This is a genomic window from uncultured Campylobacter sp. (assembly GCF_938045405.1).
Taxonomy (GTDB): Bacteria; Campylobacterota; Campylobacteria; order Campylobacterales; family Campylobacteraceae; genus Campylobacter_B.
The window spans coordinates 14392-29046 of record NZ_CALIMW010000146.1; the positions used below are offsets into that span (position 1 = coordinate 14392).

Sequence of the window (14655 nt, forward strand, 5' to 3'; positions counted from 1 at the left end):
AAAAATTAAAATACACTATAAAAAATCATCCGATTTTCTTTAAAAACTCGGAAATTTGTAAAATTTCGCTAAATTCGATCGAAATTTTACGCTCTTTGATACTTATTTTACCAAATTGATCAAGCTTGGCCTTTAGCTTTAAAAGCTCGGGCTTGAAGCTTTGAAATTCCGCACCAGGCTTTTTCTCTTTCGGAACGGTTTTATCTTTGAGCTTTTTTACTAAATTTTCGGTATCTCTTACGCTTAGGCGCTGTCCTAAAATCGTATTTAGAGCTAAAATTTGATCCTCTTTTTCAAGTCCAACCATTATCTTGGCGTGCCCTTGCGAAATTTTATCTGCGCTTATGGCGTCTTGCACTTCGGAGCATAAATTTAAAAGCCTTAGCGTGTTGGTAATCTGCGTGCGGGACTTTTTGATGATGTCGGCTAACTCCTCTTGCGTGATCCTATATTCGCCGATGAGCTCCTTATAGGACTTAGCAAGCTCGATAGGATTTAGATCCTCGCGCTGGATATTTTCGATGAGGGCAAGCTCTCTTAAATTTTGAGATTTTATGTCCGCGACTACGGCTTTGATTTTACTCTCGCCCAAAAGCTTCGTCGCTCTTAGGCGTCGCTCGCCGGCGATCAGGACGTAAGAATCATCCTTTTGAATAACGATGATAGGCTGAATAAGCCCGTGACGGGCGATGCTTTCGCTCAGCTGCCTAAGTGCCTCCTCATCGAAGCTCTGCCGCGGTTGATACGGATTTGGCTCGATTTTATCAACATCGATTTCGATAACTAAGCTATCGGCATTTCCGCTTTCTAGCTCCCTGTTATAGGAGCTTTCTACGTCGTCTAAAATCGCACCGAGCCCGCGACCGAGTGCTCTTTTTACCTTGCCCATTTTTGCTCCATTATGGATTTAGCGAGGTCTTGATAAGCGATGGAGCCAGCAGATTTTATATCGTATAAAACCACCGGCTTGCCAAAGCTTGGGCTTTCGGCTAGCTTAATATTGCGCGGAATGATGACTAGATCATCACTCTTGCCGATACGAAAGAGCTTATCGTCAAAATACTCGCGTAAATTCGCGACCGTTTCTTTGGCTAGATTGTTTTGCAAACTATACATCGTAGGCAAAAACCCGCGAATTTTTAAATTTTTATTGAGCGTTTGCTTGACGACTTTTACGGTATTTAGGATCAGCGCGACGCCTTCAAGCGCGTAGAATTCGCACTGAATCGGGATAATTACGCTATCGCTTGCGACCAAGGCATTTACCGTAATGCTACCGAGCGTCGGCGGCGAATCGATGATGATGAAATCGTATCTGTCCTTAACCTCGGAAATTTTATTTTTTAGCATTAGTTTGAAGTCTTTCTCTTCGCTTACTTCGCGCTCGATGCCTACAAGTCCGATGTTTGACGGCACCAGATCCATAAACTCAAGTTCGGTCTTTTGGATCACTTCGGACATGCTCTTACGCCCCGTTAGGACGTGATAAATGTTAAATTCAAAGTCGCTGCGGTTAAAGCCAAGTCCGGTCGTAGCGTTCGCCTGAGGATCTACGTCAATCAGCAGGACCCGCTTTTTCTTTATCGCTAGCGACGCAGCGAGATTAACCGCTGTGGTCGTCTTTCCGACGCCGCCTTTTTGATTGGCAATCGTAATTACTTCACTCATCTTAAAGCATAAACCCTTTCTTCATTTATTATGATCGATCCGTCTTCGCAAAGTTTAGCCTGCGCGAGCGAAATTTTTTCGCCGCCTAGATGAACGCTAAATTTTTGCGATTTTTGGAATTGTAACGAAAAATTTCTAAAAATTTGCTTCCACGAGATTTTATTTTCATATAGCGTAAAAAAGCCCTCTATAGCGTCTTTTACGCTGATTTTTATATCTAAAATTCCCGCATATTCGGGCGCGCCGAGTAGGTTCATGCCGATGCCGCAGACGAGGGTATTTTTGATCTTATTCGTCATCGTCCCACCGATTTTGCGCTCGCCTAGATAAAAATCGTTGGGCCATTTAAGCCAAAGCTGCGAGCCGAGCGATGCTAGAAGCTCCTGCATAATCATCGCAAAATATATGCTCGCCGACTGAGGCGGCACGTCCGCGGGCATATCGCTCTGCGCGACACAGAACGAAAATGCGAGATTGCCGCTCGCGCCCTCCCAATCATTGCCGCGCGAGCCGATACCGGCGCTTTGGCGATTTGCGGCGATCGCAAAAGGCGGCGTTATCCTGCATTCGCGCACGGCGTTCACCAAAAACTCCTGCGTGGAGGGCATTTGCTCTACAAATTCTACTTGCAAAACCTGCTCCTTGCGTAAGACGAAGGGCTCGCCTTGAAATATTGCAAGCATTTAAATTCCGCGCTGTGATAGAATTTTGCAACAAGATAAAATTTAGCACGATTAAATTTTACGGCGTAGCGGAATTTTATGCGATGAAATTTAGCGATTTTACTAAATTTTTCGGTGATACGGATCTTTTTGACAACACGGCGATAAAATTTTAAAGCTCCGCCTCGTAAAAATTCTGCGGCACGATCATAGAATTTTAAGCGGTGTGTGTTCGGTGCGACGCCGCAAGGTTCGCAACTGCCAAAGCGAAATTTAAAGCTCCTGCGAGCGTAAAATTTTAAAGTATAGAAGCGAGGTTTTAAAATTTTATAAAACCTTAATTTTGGAGCTTCGTTTCGAAATTCCGCGCGGCAAAATTTTACTTCACGATCGCAGCGATACCTGAGGCAAAATTCCGTCGTAACGCCAAAAGTGCGGCGCAAATAAAATTCCCGCGCAGCATCAAAAGTACGGCATAAAACGCGAGAATTTAAAATCCCGCTTAGCATAGTAGATCGCCGATCTTTAGCCGCTTACCGTTTAGATACGCGCTAGCGTCCACAGGCTTTTTGCCTGGCTCTTGCACCTTTGTCATCTTAACCGCGCCTTCGCCGCATGCGACGCAAAAACTAGGCTTATCAATGTGTAGAATTTCGCCCGCACGTTCAAATTTACGCCCGCAAGATTCACGCAAAAGCTCTAGTTCTAAAATTTTTAACCCGCTAGCTAGATAAATCCCCGGCCAGGGCGTTAGCGCGCGAAATTTATTATAAATCTGCTCCGCGCTCTGCTCAAAGCTAAAAAGCCCGTCTGATTTGCTTATTTTTTTGCAGTGCGTAGCCTGCGCGCCCTCTTGCTTAAGCGGCGTTAAATTTACAAAATTTCGCAGCACTCGCACTATCAGCTCGCCCGCTAGATCACCCAGCTCGTCAAACAGCTGCGCCGCCGTTTTATCCTCGCAAGACGTGTAGGCAAAATCAAGCATATCGCCCGTGTCAAGCCCCGCATCCATAAGCATCGCCGTCACGCCCGTCTGCTTTTCGCCCGCCAAGATCGCGCTTTGGATCGGACTTGCGCCGCGGTATTTAGGCAGGATCGAAGCGTGCAGGTTTATGCAAGGCGCGATATCAAGCACACTTTGCGGCAAAATTTTACCGTATGCGGCAACCACGATAAAATCAGGCTTTAGCTCTTTTATCTGCGCTGCGACCGCCTCGTTTTTGAGTGTCGCGGGCTGAAAGATCGGCACGGCAGGTAGATACTGCTGCGCGTAAACTTTAACCTCGCTCGGAGTTAAAATTTGCTTCCTGCCGACTGGCTTATCGGGCTGCGTAAAGACGGCCGCGATCTCAAATTTCGCCTCCGCAAGCGTGCGTAAAATTTTAGCCGCATACTCAGGCGTTCCCATAAAAACTATATTCATTCTTTTCCTTTAAATTTAGCCAAATCACGGCGCGAGCGATCATGCAGGCGCTAATCGTGCTCGAAATAAATTGTACGCAGACCGCGAAGCAAATCCGGGTTCGTACCCGCTCGCGGGAAGTAAAATTTATACGCATCGCACAAACCAAACCCCGCGCAAAAGGCCGCATTATCGCCGTTTTTCGCGTTTATTTGACGGCGGCTTGATTTTCATCTCCACTTTGATCCTTCCAAGGCCAAAAAGCGCACGGATCTTCGGACCAATCAATCTTTGCAGAGGATTTCGCCCTCAGCTCTTCTAGGCTAATCTTGCCGTCATGATTAGCGTCCAACCTCTTAAATTCCGAGCCTGAGCGCAGATTTAGCTCTACTTTCAGCCCGGACGGCACCTCGCTCGCCATCCACTCCTGCAAGCTCAGCGCGCCGTCGTGATCTTTGTCGTTAAAGTCCATAAAATTCGGCACCGAATCGGCGGGATCGCAACCGTATGCGCCGAAGCATAAAAATACTAGAATAAAAATTTTACTCATTTCGCCTCCTTAAATTTTATCTTTTTGCGGCTTTTGCGAGCGATGAAAATAAAATTTAGCCGCGTATGTGGGCGCGCTTAAGACCTGCATTCGCAAAAGCCCTCTACGGCGCAGCTTTTAGCGCAGCCTATAGCTCCTTTTTAAGTAGCTCAAGCAGGTTAAATTTTAGCTCGTTTATATTTTGTCCCGTCGCCGAGGAGATCGGCATCACGAAAAACGGTTTAGCGGCGTCAAACTCATAAATATCTTGTTTAAATTTCATCTCGCCAGCCGTACCCGCAAGCCCCAAATGCGACAAAAAACCGTCAAATTTTTCCTGCAAATTTTCGGCCGCGTCCGCGCGAGTTAGAGCGATCGCGTAGTCTCTTTTTGCAAGCTCTCCTGAAAATTTCGCCGTCTCGGCCCTCAGCGCGTCAAACTGCTCCTCAAGGCTGCGGTAGTTCGCAAGATCGAGCATAAAAAGCAAAATTTTCGTGCGCTCGACGTGTTTTAAAAACTGCACGCCAAGTCCGCGCCCTTCGCTAGCTCCCTCGATGATACCCGGAATATCGGCCATGACAAAGCCGCTGTATTCGTCAACCTCGACGAGGCCGAGCTTTGGCGTGAGAGTGGTAAATTCATAGTTTGCGATCTGGGGTTTGGCGTTTGAGACGGTCGAGATCAGCGTGCTTTTACCGACGTTTGGAAAGCCCACGAGCCCAACGTCGGCGATGAGCTTAAGCTCCAAGCGCACCTCGCGCGTTTCGCCCTCGAGGCCCTTTTGCGCGTATTCGGGGGCCTGATTGATCGAGCTTTTAAAGTGCACGTTGCCAAGCCCGCCTTTACCGCCTTTTAAAAACAGCTTCGTCTCGCCGTCGTTTAGCATGTCAAGCACCAGCTCGCCGCTATCCTCGTCGTAAACGCTGGTGCCGGGAGGCACGATGAGATAGAGATCTTCGCCGCTTTTGCCCGTCTTTTTGCGACCCTCGCCGGGCGCGCCGTTTTGCGCTCTAAACTCACGCTTGCCCTTGTAGGATGAGAGAGTGTGGGAGTTTTTATCGACTCTGAAATACACGTCGCCGCCGTCGCCGCCGTCGCCGCCGTCGGGACCGCCTGAGATGACGAATTTTTCGCGGCGGAAGCTGACGCAGCCCGCGCCGCCGTCCCCTGATTTGACACTAAGCTTTACGCTGTCTATGAACATAGCTATCCTTAAATTTAAAACGGCAATTATAGCCAAATGAGTTGAAGATAATTTTTAAACGGATGAAATTTTAAAAGAGGGGCTTGCGCCCCCGAAGATTTAGCGATATTTACGCAGCCGGATAAACCGATACTTTTTTGCGATTTTTATCTTTTCGCTCAAATTTTACGACACCGTCGATCAGCGCGAAAATCGTGTGATCGCTACCCATGCCTACGTTGCTGCCCGGGTGCGTCGCAGTGCCGCGCTGGCGGATGATGATGTTGCCCGCGCGAACGAACTCGCCGCCGAATTTTTTAACGCCCAAGCGGCGCCCGATACTATCTCTATTATTTTGGGTTGAGCCTTGACCTTTTTTGTGTGCCATTTCCTATCCTTTATGCGTTAATCGAAACGACTTTGACGCGGGTGTATTGGCGTCTGAAGCCGCGTTTTACTTTTGAATCTTTGCGTCTGCGTTTTTTGAAGATAACGACTTTTTTATCCTTGCCCTCGCAAACGACCTCCAAAACCACCTTGGCACCCTTTACAAACGGTGCTCCTACCTTTAACTCGCCGTCGTTTAGCGCTAAAACTTCGCTAAGCTCGAGCTTTGCTTTCGGCTCAGCATTAAAATGGTCTAAATTTAGGTAGTTACCCTCTTCGACCTTATACTGCTTGCCGCCGTGTTTGATGATAGCATACATCAAAAATCCTTTAAAATTTGGTAGCCAAAAAGGCATTTGCCGTGCAAAATTTAAAAGCCCGTTTGGTATGAAAAATTGCAATATTATCTCAAATTTTATAAATTCCTACTGAAACGCCTCGCAAAATTCCTGCGAAATTTCAAATTTCAAGGGCTCGGATTTATTTTAAACTAAAGATAAATGTGCTACTATCGCAACGAAATTTTTGAAGGAGAATTTTATGAGAAATTTAATAGCTGCGCTCGTAGCAGCGGTATTTTTTATCGGTTGTTCCAACTGGAATATATCCAACGAACCAAGCGGAGTACGCAATCAAACAAAATCCCAAAGCAGTAAAACAAATATCGGCGGCGTAAATGATAAAGTCCAAGAGGTTTCCACCGCAGGCACCACCGATATGGTCGAAACGACCTTGCCCGATAGCACAGGTATGACTAATGCGCCGAAAGACCGCAGCGATGCATTTCATATCAATCAAGTAATTTCTGCATGGAATAAACAGCCAGACTCCATCAAAACAACCGAAGACAATGGCAACATCTACACCTGGAAAAACTATAAGCCAGGCTGCGACGTATCACTTACCAGCGACTCGGAAGGCTACGTATCAAAATCCGCTATCAAATCAGCACTGTCTCAGTGCCTATAACCAATTTATCCGCTTTATCCGCGGCGCCGAAATTTTAAAATTTCGGCTTACGAGCGGGTACTGCTTCACCAAATCTAATCTTAAAATCCTACGGTTCACTCTTAAAAATTTACTATTCGTATTGTATAATCGAGGACTTTTAATCACTGGAGTAAAATATGAAGAAAATTTTATTTGCAGGTGCGCTTTTAGCGGCATTAGGTAGCTATGCGGCGGCGGGCGAACACATCAAGGTCTATCACGGCGAGAGCTGCGGATGTTGTCACAACTGGGCAAAATATATGGAGCAAAATGGCTTTGAAGTCGAGATGATTTCGCTGGCTGACGAGCCGCTTATCCAGAAGAAGAATGAGCTTGGGCTTCCGCTGGAGTTCGCTAGCTGCCACACCGCGATCATAGACGGGTATGTAGTCGAAGGACATATGCCAGCAGGTGAGATCCGCACGCTACTAAAAAATAAGCCTAAAGACGTTATCGGCATAGCAGTACCTGGAATGCCGCTAGAAGCGCCAGGTATGGAGCAAGGCTCACAGCCCGAGGTCTATGATGTGGTAGCGTTTAAAAAGGATGGCTCGTATCAAAGCATCGCCACTTACAAAGGCAAAGAAAAAATCAAATAATCCGCCGCTTCAAAGCGGCAACTTACTTATTAGCTCGCTAAAATTTTGCCTATTTTATGGCTCGACGCAATTTGCCTCAGCTAGCGAATGCTGCCACGATCTGCAAAAATGACGCGCAAATTAATTTCAAATGCTAGCTATGATAAAGGGGATTAAAAATTTAAGTGGATGGGCTAATAGGGGTCGAACCTATATTCACAAATCCAGAGTTTGTTGTCCTGCCATTAGACGATAGCCCATTGCGGAAGCGGTATTTTATAGAATTTTGCTTTAAAAAAGCATAAGAGCGGGCGGAATTTTAAAATTTTGCAAAATTTTAATTAAATTTGAAGCCCTGCTGCGCCTAAACGATAAAATTAAAACGCAAAAGCTAACGCTGCTTTCATGGGCTCCGATAAAAGAATATGGCTGCTCGCCGCGGAGCTAAATTTTAAAATTTGGCTAGTTTATCCTATATTTGCGCCTTTGCGAGCTATTTGTCGCAGGATGAAATTTTAGCATATAAGCCTGTCTTCAAAACATATATGTTTAGTGCTCACTGGGCGCGGGCGCGACCTTAAATGCCATAAATCAAACCGAAAATCCGCAGCAAACATAATTGCGACAAAACCCGAATACGGCGCCTAAATAAGCACCAAATAGGCTTGTGATAGGATCGCACAAAAAGCCTGTCAAATACTTGCCTCAAGCGGAGTGTAAAATTTATCGCGATTAAGTGGGTCTAAACTAAAATCAAAGCTATATAATTTGAGTGCGAAGCTTGCATAAAATTTCTTGCAAAGGCCGTTCGCAGGCTCAAAAGATACTGCGAAATTACATAAAATTTGACTGCGGTAAAATTTTCTCATACATTGTGCTAATACAAACCGAAAGTGAATAGAACACAATTACTCGAGGTAGCAAAATTTTCCCATACGTCGTTAATACCGAACATTGACGAATCAGATCAAGTACTATGGACAAAGTGAAATATTCCCGTACATTGTTAGTTCGGCATGGGCTGTTGCTAGAGCAGAGCAGAAATGTGCGAAATTTAACTTCGCGTATCGTTTGAACACCTAGAAAGCACCTTGCTCCCCAGCTAAATAGCACGAGCAAATTCATATCATGCGCTGTTTAAAACGCAAAATTCATTGGAATTTCAAATTTTAAATTTCGGGCACGGGTTCGCTTATAAGTATTTGCAAAAATAGCGCATCGAAGCTAGAAAAATTTCGCTCCGTCGCGCCTAAAATTTTGATGAAATTTTGCGTATCAGCTCAACTGCCTCTTTTGCGTCCGCACATACGAACTCGAAATACGCCCGTAGCTCCGAGGCACTGCCGTAGCCGCAGCTTACGCCCACGCTTCGCACCGCTGCCGACTTTGCCGCGATGGCGTCAAGCGACGTATCGCCGATCATAAAGATATTTTGGCTTACAGAAGGCAGAATTTCGTCACTGCAAATTTTGTCATAACAAGGAGTGGAATTTAGCTCATGTGCATCATAAATTTTACCGCCGCGCGCTCCGCTTTTATAGCTCTCGCCCTCGATGCCGATACCGCTCTTTTGGCTCTTATCACCAGCCTCATGTCTATCGCTCTTTACTTCGCTTAAATCTTTAAACGAAATTCTATCAGAATTTTGACTCGCAATACTGCTTAAATTTTGCTCGCAAACTTTGCTAGGATCAGGATCAAGCGCAGGAAGGCTCTTTAAATCAGGCGCTGAAATTTCACTCAAAATCGCGCTCCTGCTAGCAGTGCTTGTATTTTCATCGGCAGTCGCGCCGTGAGTTTTACCGCGAGCCGCATGCGGGCTTTGGCTAGCGGTCGCGCCGCAAATTCCTAAATTTTCGAGCGCCTTTAAGATCGGTTCGGCGCTTGGTTTGGGGTTTTGCACATCCTCTCGCCCGACGATGGTGCCAAAAAATTCCGCGATGCCAAGATGCTGCAATAAAATTTTAGAAAATTTCGACGTCTTGGTCGTCACGACGCCTAAGTTTGCAAACTCGCTCGCCGCACGAACCGCTTCGAACGCACCGCTTAGCAGAACGGTCTGATCCAAAAAAGTCTGCGCGTATCGCTGTTTGTAGGCGAGCACGAAATTCTGCACATCGCGCGTCACACCTAGACGCTCAAACATTACCTCTAACGGATGCCCGATAAGCTTTTTAATCGCTTCGTCTCTAGGCTCTACGGCGCCCAAATGCGCAAATGCATAATGAAAACCATCTAATATCGCGGGCGTGGAGTCTATGAGCGTACCATCGAGATCAAAAAGCAGAGTGGTTTGGAATTTTGGCATTTTAAAATTTAATTTGGATATAAAAAAAGCGGAGCCGAAGCCCCGCTTATGTGGATCTAGAAAAGATTATTTTCTAAATTTAGCATCTACGCGTCTATTTTGAGCGCGGCCTGCTTTAGTAGCGTTTGTAGCGATAGGCTTAGTCTCACCGTATCCTACAGTAGTGATTCTGCTAGCATCTACGCCGAAGCTCTTAAGCGCACCTCCAACTGCAGCAGCTCTGCGCTCGGAAAGCTTTTGATTATATGCATTCGAACCGGTGCTATCGGTGTGACCCTCTAGGATTACTTTGTAATCAGGGTGAGCTACTAGCACGTCGCTTACGTTTTTGATCTGGTTCATAAACTCAGGGGAAATTTTTGAGCTATCTGTAGCAAAATTTACGCCCAAATTTAACCTAATAACCTTCTCGCAGCCATATTCATCAACAACTACGCCAGCAGGTGTGCCTGGGCATCTATCGATATTATCGCATACGCCGTCATTATCTGCGTCTTTGCAGCCTGTAGGAGCCGGAGCGGCAGCTGGAGCTGCGTCAGCATATCTCTTGCCAAAATCAACTGCAAAGCCTAGAGTATAGAACAATACGTGGTTGCCGTCGTCAAATCTGATAGCATCGCGTGCCTCAAGTTTTGTAGCAAAATTGTCGGTGATATAGTATTTTAGACCCAAGCCGTATTGACCGAAGCCGCTATCTTGATCGCCATCGTTGTAAACGTCTTTAGTGTAATCCATATATCCAAGACCTAGCAAGCCGTATAATTTGAAATTATCGGTGAAATTTACCAAGTCTTTTACAGCATTGATGTGATAATATTTAGCGTCAGGCTTATCGTTGCCTACTCTGTGAGCTAAATCCTCTACGCCAATATTGCGAGAGTAATCAAAACCAACCTCTACTTGATCGATAAACGAATCTTGTAGATTTTTGGCAAGACGTAGACCGAACATAAAATTCGAATCCAAATCCATATTGCCCTCATGAGTCATTCCACCAATAGTAGGGGTGATCTCCCAGTGATAATCAGCATCGCTAGCGAACAATGCGCCGGATGCACATAAGCTTAATGCAAGTAGAACTTTCTTCATTAAACATCCTTTCAAATAAAGTTGTAATTCGATATTACCATAAAATTTTTAAAGAATTTACAAATTTGCGACAATTTCGCCACAAATTTGTAAAAAACATTATCTCTTAGAGAACTGCGGGCTTCTGCGCGCTTTGCGGCGACCGAATTTCTTTCGCTCAACCACGCGGCTATCGCGAGTTAACAGACCTTTTGGCTTAAGAGCCGCTCTAAAATCTTTATCCATCGCGGCAAGCGCCTTTGAAATTCCGTGCTTTAGCGCATCCGCCTGAGCCGAATATCCGCCGCCTAAAGTCTGTGCGGTGATGTCCATCGAGGTCTCTTGTTTAGTAGCCAAAAGCGGCTGAACGACCCTTAGTTTAATCGCTTCGTGACCGCCTAGCCAGGTGTTTAGATCCATGCCGTTTACCACGATTTTGCCGCTTCCGGGTTTTACCCAAACCTTAGCTACGGCAGTTTTTCTCTTTCCGGTTGCATAAATTGTCGCCATGATTATTTTCCTTTTTTAGTTGTTTGCGCAGTATGAGGGTGCTCGCCGCCTTCATATACGAATAGCTTTTTGATCATCGCCTTGCCGAGCTTCGTCTTAGGAAGCATACCGCGAACCGCGAGTCTGTAGAGCTTTGCGGGGTTGTTTTTAAGCAGGTCTTGAAATTTCACGCTCTTTACGCTTCCGAAATAGCCCGAGTAGCTGTGATAAAGTTTGTCGTCGCCTTTGTTATTGCCGGTAAATACGGCTTTTGAAGCGTTGATGATAACGACGTAGTCTCCGCAATCCACGTTTGGAGTATAGCTTGGTTTGTGTTTGCCGCGTAGCAATACCGCAACTTCGGTAAGCATTCTACCGAATCTTTTGTCGGTCGCGTCGATAACGACCCAGTCGCGCTTAACTTCGCTAGGCTTTGTAATTTCTGTCATGGTTTCCGCCTTATTAAAATTTGAGCTGTGATTATATAGAAATATCCTTACGTATAGCTTAATTTAAGCTATCTTTAATCTATCTGCGCTCAAATTTCATCTAAATTTTAAAATTTTATCCCTCCTCATTTACTTCGATCAGCTTAGCACCCGCGGCTTCGAGAACCAGCACGAAGGCACGCACCCGCGCATTCGGATAAAACTCGCGGATCACGCTTTTATACCGCGCTACTTGAGCTTTGTTTTGCACGAGGTATTTTTCTGAGCTTTTGTAATCAAAAAGCAAAATTTCATCCTGCCTAAAGCACGCCAGATCCACGCGCAAAAGCTCACCCTCCGCGCTTTTGATCGGCATCTCTTTATAAGCTTGAGCGCCCTTTATCAGAGCTAAAAATTCCTCGTTTTTGCTTAGTCCTAGCGCCCGCGCCGCGATATTTTCAAAATCCGCGTCATTTAAAAATTTAGCATAGTAACCTCTTGCCAGGCTTACTCCTCGTAAAATTTCATCCGCCGCAAATCCTTCGCTCATCTCCAGAGCATAGTGCAGCGCCTCGCCGAAATATATCGCGCTTAACACCTCCGCTTCGTCTTCGCTATCTTTTTCTTGCGCGCCTTGAGGCTCGCCCGCTACGAGCGCGATCTTTTTGTGCGGCGGCTTCTCTTCTGATTTTACGGAGCTTGGGATTAAGTAGCCGTATTGAAAATCCGGGATATCCAGCCACTCCACGACGCCCGCACCCTTGGTCTTTTTAGCGTAAGGCGAAAAAAAGCTATAATTGTATTGATCTATTTTTGCCTCGGAGCGTTTTACGATGATGAGCGAGCGTTCGACGCGGGTAAATGCCACATAGAGCTTATTTATATCCTCTTCATGCGCAGAGCGATCGTTTTCATCCATTAATGCTGCAAATTCCGTATCCAGGCTCTTTCTGCTCGCAAATTTATAAAAAATTCTCCACTTATGCGTGGCAAAATCATAGTCCGTCGCGAGCTTTGAGCTCTCGCCCCGGTCTTTTCCTCCGATGCGGTCGCAAACGATTACGTGCGGGAACTGAAGCCCCTTGGACTTATGCACGGTCATAATTTTAATGCCGCTTTGTTCCTTGGCAAATACCTCCGTTTCGTCGTTTGCAAACAGATACTCGCTAAAACTATTAAATTTTGCCAGCGTCTCAAAAAATAGCAGCAGATCTGGATCGACAAAATTTAATTTCAGCGTGCTAGCGATAAATTCCGCCGTTTTTTGCGCGTTTTTATGCAGATCGACCGCTATCTTTTTAAGCCGCCTACCCAAAATCGCTTCGGCGTTTCGCAGATAAATTTCATCGCCACCTACGCAAAATTTCGCATATTGAATTACGGCATTTACCTGCTCGCTGCAACGCAGAGCCTTATTTGAGCCGCTGCAAACCTCGCAAAATTCCGATAGCATCTCTTTTAGCGCGCTTACGTGCTCGTTTTTCCAGCATAAAATCGCGATATCATCAGCTCTCACGCCGCACTCCTCAACAAGCCTGCGCGCTTGCTCCGCAGCCCCCTTTAGCACGTCGTCGTATGAAAACGCTGCTACGTAGCCGTAATCGTCGCTTTGTACCTCAAATAGCGGCATTCGCGGATGAGAAAGCGGATAGTCCTTGATTTTTTGCAGCACCGAAGCAGGCAGATCGCTATCTAGCTTATTTGCCGCGATTTGATCTTCATAAGACACAAATTTATCGCGCAAGATCTCATTTACAAATTTTACGATAAGTTTTAAACTGCGATAATTGCGCGGCAGGCTCTGCGTTTTGATTTGACTAAACTGCTCGCGCAAAATATCAAAAATTTTTCTCTCTGCGCCGCGAAATTTATAGATGCTCTGTTTTTTATCGCCTACGTAAAAAAAGCTACCGCAGCGCTCCTCCGCTCCTTTACCGGCAAGCGCCTCAGAGATTAGCGGCAGCATAATTTCATACTGGCAAATATCGGTATCTTGAAATTCGTCAATTAAAATATGCGTGATTTTAGAATCGAGCCTGAAATACAAAAGCTCGCGGTTGCCCTGTAACGCCTCTGCGCTTGGATTTAGCAGCGAGTGCACGGCTGCAGTGACATCACCGAACGTGAGCTTGCCGCTTTTGCGCTGCACCGATTTAAGCGCTTCGGCATAAATTTTAATTAGTCCTGCCAGCTTAGCCGCATATGTCGCATCCATCCACGCTATTTCGCGAGCTATAGCGTCTTTTAGCCTTGCTAGCTCACCGTCAAGATGCGAAATTTTTTTAAGCTGCGAGCGCGGATAATCGAAACTGCCGTTGGCAAGAGCCGAAAGAATGAAGCCCGAGGATAATTTTGACAGATCACTAACAGGGCTTAGCCCATTTACGGCTCCAGCGCTTACGCCCGCATCTCTCGCCGCTTTTTGCAAGCAGGATAAAATTTCATTTATCTCTGCTAGCGCCGAGCTTGCAGGAAGCGTGGGCGGATTTATTCTTATATCGCCCCTCCAAATGCTTTGCAAGCTATTTAAAAACTCGCTCTTTGTCATTCCTGAGTCGCTTACATAATCCACGACCTCTCTTAATAGCGCTTCGTTTTTACAAATCGCGCCTAAAAACGCCGCCTGCTGCACGCCTAGTATGCTTTCGTCGTTTTCAAAGCTCGGATCGATGCCGCTGTTTAGCGCAAACGAGCGCAGAGCTTTTGCAAAAAACGCATCGAAGGTAAAAATATTTAAACTTTCGCTTAAAAATTTTGGGCTCAGCCGCTCTTGAGCTGCCAAAACCTCATCCGCGCTTAGCCCCAAATCAGCGCAAATTTGCTCCAGCTCGGGGCTTGGCACAAGGGCGCCGTCGCGCACGACAAGCAAATTTTGAAATTTCTCTACGATACGCGTTTTCATCTCAGCAGCAGCTTTTTTGGTAAAGGTAAGAGCTAAAATTTCATTGATCGGCTCGCCTTTT

16 protein-coding genes and 1 tRNA gene are annotated in these 14655 nt (G+C 45.9%); 3 read left to right on the forward strand and 14 right to left on the reverse strand.

Going from position 1 to position 14655, the window contains the following annotated elements:
- Positions 1 to 25 precede the first annotated feature (25 nt).
- The 3 genes from Q0140_RS05780 to Q0140_RS05790 are packed head-to-tail and all read right to left on the reverse strand — an operon-like array spanning position 26 to position 2351.
- The gene (locus Q0140_RS05780) at positions 26 to 889 is read right to left on the reverse strand and encodes a ParB/RepB/Spo0J family partition protein (RefSeq protein WP_297900598.1); all 864 of its coding nucleotides are present in this window, start codon (positions 887 to 889) and stop codon (positions 26 to 28) included.
- Positions 877 to 1668 (reverse strand): AAA family ATPase, encoded by a 792-nt coding sequence (locus Q0140_RS05785; protein WP_177389424.1) that lies wholly within the window; start codon positions 1666 to 1668, stop codon positions 877 to 879. The genes Q0140_RS05780 and Q0140_RS05785 overlap by 13 nt, the downstream gene beginning before the upstream one ends.
- The gene (locus tag Q0140_RS05790; RefSeq protein ID WP_297962723.1) at positions 1665 to 2351 is read right to left on the reverse strand and encodes a biotin--[acetyl-CoA-carboxylase] ligase; all 687 of its coding nucleotides are present in this window, start codon (positions 2349 to 2351) and stop codon (positions 1665 to 1667) included. Before Q0140_RS05790 ends, Q0140_RS05785 begins: the two co-directional genes overlap by 4 nt.
- A gap of 14 nt (positions 2352 to 2365) precedes the next feature.
- Between Q0140_RS05790 and Q0140_RS05795 the strand changes: the two genes are divergently transcribed.
- Positions 2366 to 2506 (forward strand): hypothetical protein, encoded by a 141-nt coding sequence (locus tag Q0140_RS05795; RefSeq protein WP_297962725.1) that lies wholly within the window; start codon positions 2366 to 2368, stop codon positions 2504 to 2506.
- Positions 2507 to 2832: 326 nt separating this feature from the next.
- On the opposite strand, the gene fmt is transcribed toward Q0140_RS05795, so the two are convergent.
- From fmt to rplU, 5 genes are all read right to left on the reverse strand, one after another.
- Entirely contained in the window at positions 2833 to 3753 is a 921-nt protein-coding gene (gene fmt / locus Q0140_RS05800; protein ID WP_297962727.1) for a methionyl-tRNA formyltransferase, read from the reverse strand.
- A gap of 187 nt (positions 3754 to 3940) precedes the next feature.
- Positions 3941 to 4282 (reverse strand): hypothetical protein, encoded by a 342-nt coding sequence (locus tag Q0140_RS05805; RefSeq protein ID WP_297962729.1) that lies wholly within the window; start codon positions 4280 to 4282, stop codon positions 3941 to 3943.
- A gap of 127 nt (positions 4283 to 4409) precedes the next feature.
- On the reverse strand, positions 4410 to 5465 hold the full coding sequence (obgE, locus tag Q0140_RS05810) for a GTPase ObgE (RefSeq protein ID WP_297962731.1): 1056 nt from the start codon (positions 5463 to 5465) through the stop codon (positions 4410 to 4412).
- 109 nt (positions 5466 to 5574) lie between these two features.
- Positions 5575 to 5832, reverse strand: coding sequence for a 50S ribosomal protein L27 (gene rpmA, locus Q0140_RS05815; protein ID WP_295151027.1), 258 nt, complete (start codon positions 5830 to 5832; stop codon positions 5575 to 5577).
- 10 nt (positions 5833 to 5842) lie between these two features.
- A complete protein-coding gene (gene rplU, locus Q0140_RS05820; RefSeq protein ID WP_040303368.1) occupies positions 5843 to 6151 on the reverse strand; it encodes a 50S ribosomal protein L21 in 309 nt (102 codons plus the stop codon).
- 220 nt (positions 6152 to 6371) lie between these two features.
- Here rplU and Q0140_RS05825 point away from each other — a divergent pair, with 220 nt between their 5' ends.
- Together Q0140_RS05825 and Q0140_RS05830 are read left to right on the forward strand one after the other, a co-directional pair.
- A complete protein-coding gene (locus Q0140_RS05825; RefSeq protein ID WP_040303372.1) occupies positions 6372 to 6800 on the forward strand; it encodes a hypothetical protein in 429 nt (142 codons plus the stop codon).
- A gap of 158 nt (positions 6801 to 6958) precedes the next feature.
- Complete coding sequence (locus tag Q0140_RS05830; RefSeq protein ID WP_297962733.1) at positions 6959 to 7420, forward strand: DUF411 domain-containing protein; 462 nt, start codon at positions 6959 to 6961, stop codon at positions 7418 to 7420.
- Between the two features lie 165 nt (positions 7421 to 7585).
- Here Q0140_RS05830 and Q0140_RS05835 read toward each other — a convergent pair.
- The 6 genes from Q0140_RS05835 to Q0140_RS05860 all read right to left on the reverse strand — a co-directional run.
- Positions 7586 to 7659 (reverse strand) — tRNA-Gln (locus Q0140_RS05835).
- A gap of 989 nt (positions 7660 to 8648) precedes the next feature.
- The gene (locus Q0140_RS05840; RefSeq protein WP_297962735.1) at positions 8649 to 9707 is read right to left on the reverse strand and encodes an HAD family hydrolase; all 1059 of its coding nucleotides are present in this window, start codon (positions 9705 to 9707) and stop codon (positions 8649 to 8651) included.
- Between the two features lie 66 nt (positions 9708 to 9773).
- On the reverse strand, positions 9774 to 10796 hold the full coding sequence (locus tag Q0140_RS05845; RefSeq protein ID WP_177389436.1) for an OmpA family protein: 1023 nt from the start codon (positions 10794 to 10796) through the stop codon (positions 9774 to 9776).
- Between the two features lie 99 nt (positions 10797 to 10895).
- A complete protein-coding gene (gene rpsI / locus Q0140_RS05850; protein WP_005869670.1) occupies positions 10896 to 11285 on the reverse strand; it encodes a 30S ribosomal protein S9 in 390 nt (129 codons plus the stop codon).
- A gap of 2 nt (positions 11286 to 11287) precedes the next feature.
- Entirely contained in the window at positions 11288 to 11713 is a 426-nt protein-coding gene (rplM, locus tag Q0140_RS05855; protein WP_005869672.1) for a 50S ribosomal protein L13, read from the reverse strand.
- A 115-nt stretch (positions 11714 to 11828) separates the two neighbouring features.
- Positions 11829 to 14655 (reverse strand): RecB-like helicase (locus Q0140_RS05860; protein ID WP_297962736.1); only part of this gene is annotated, 2827 nt, incomplete at its 5' end.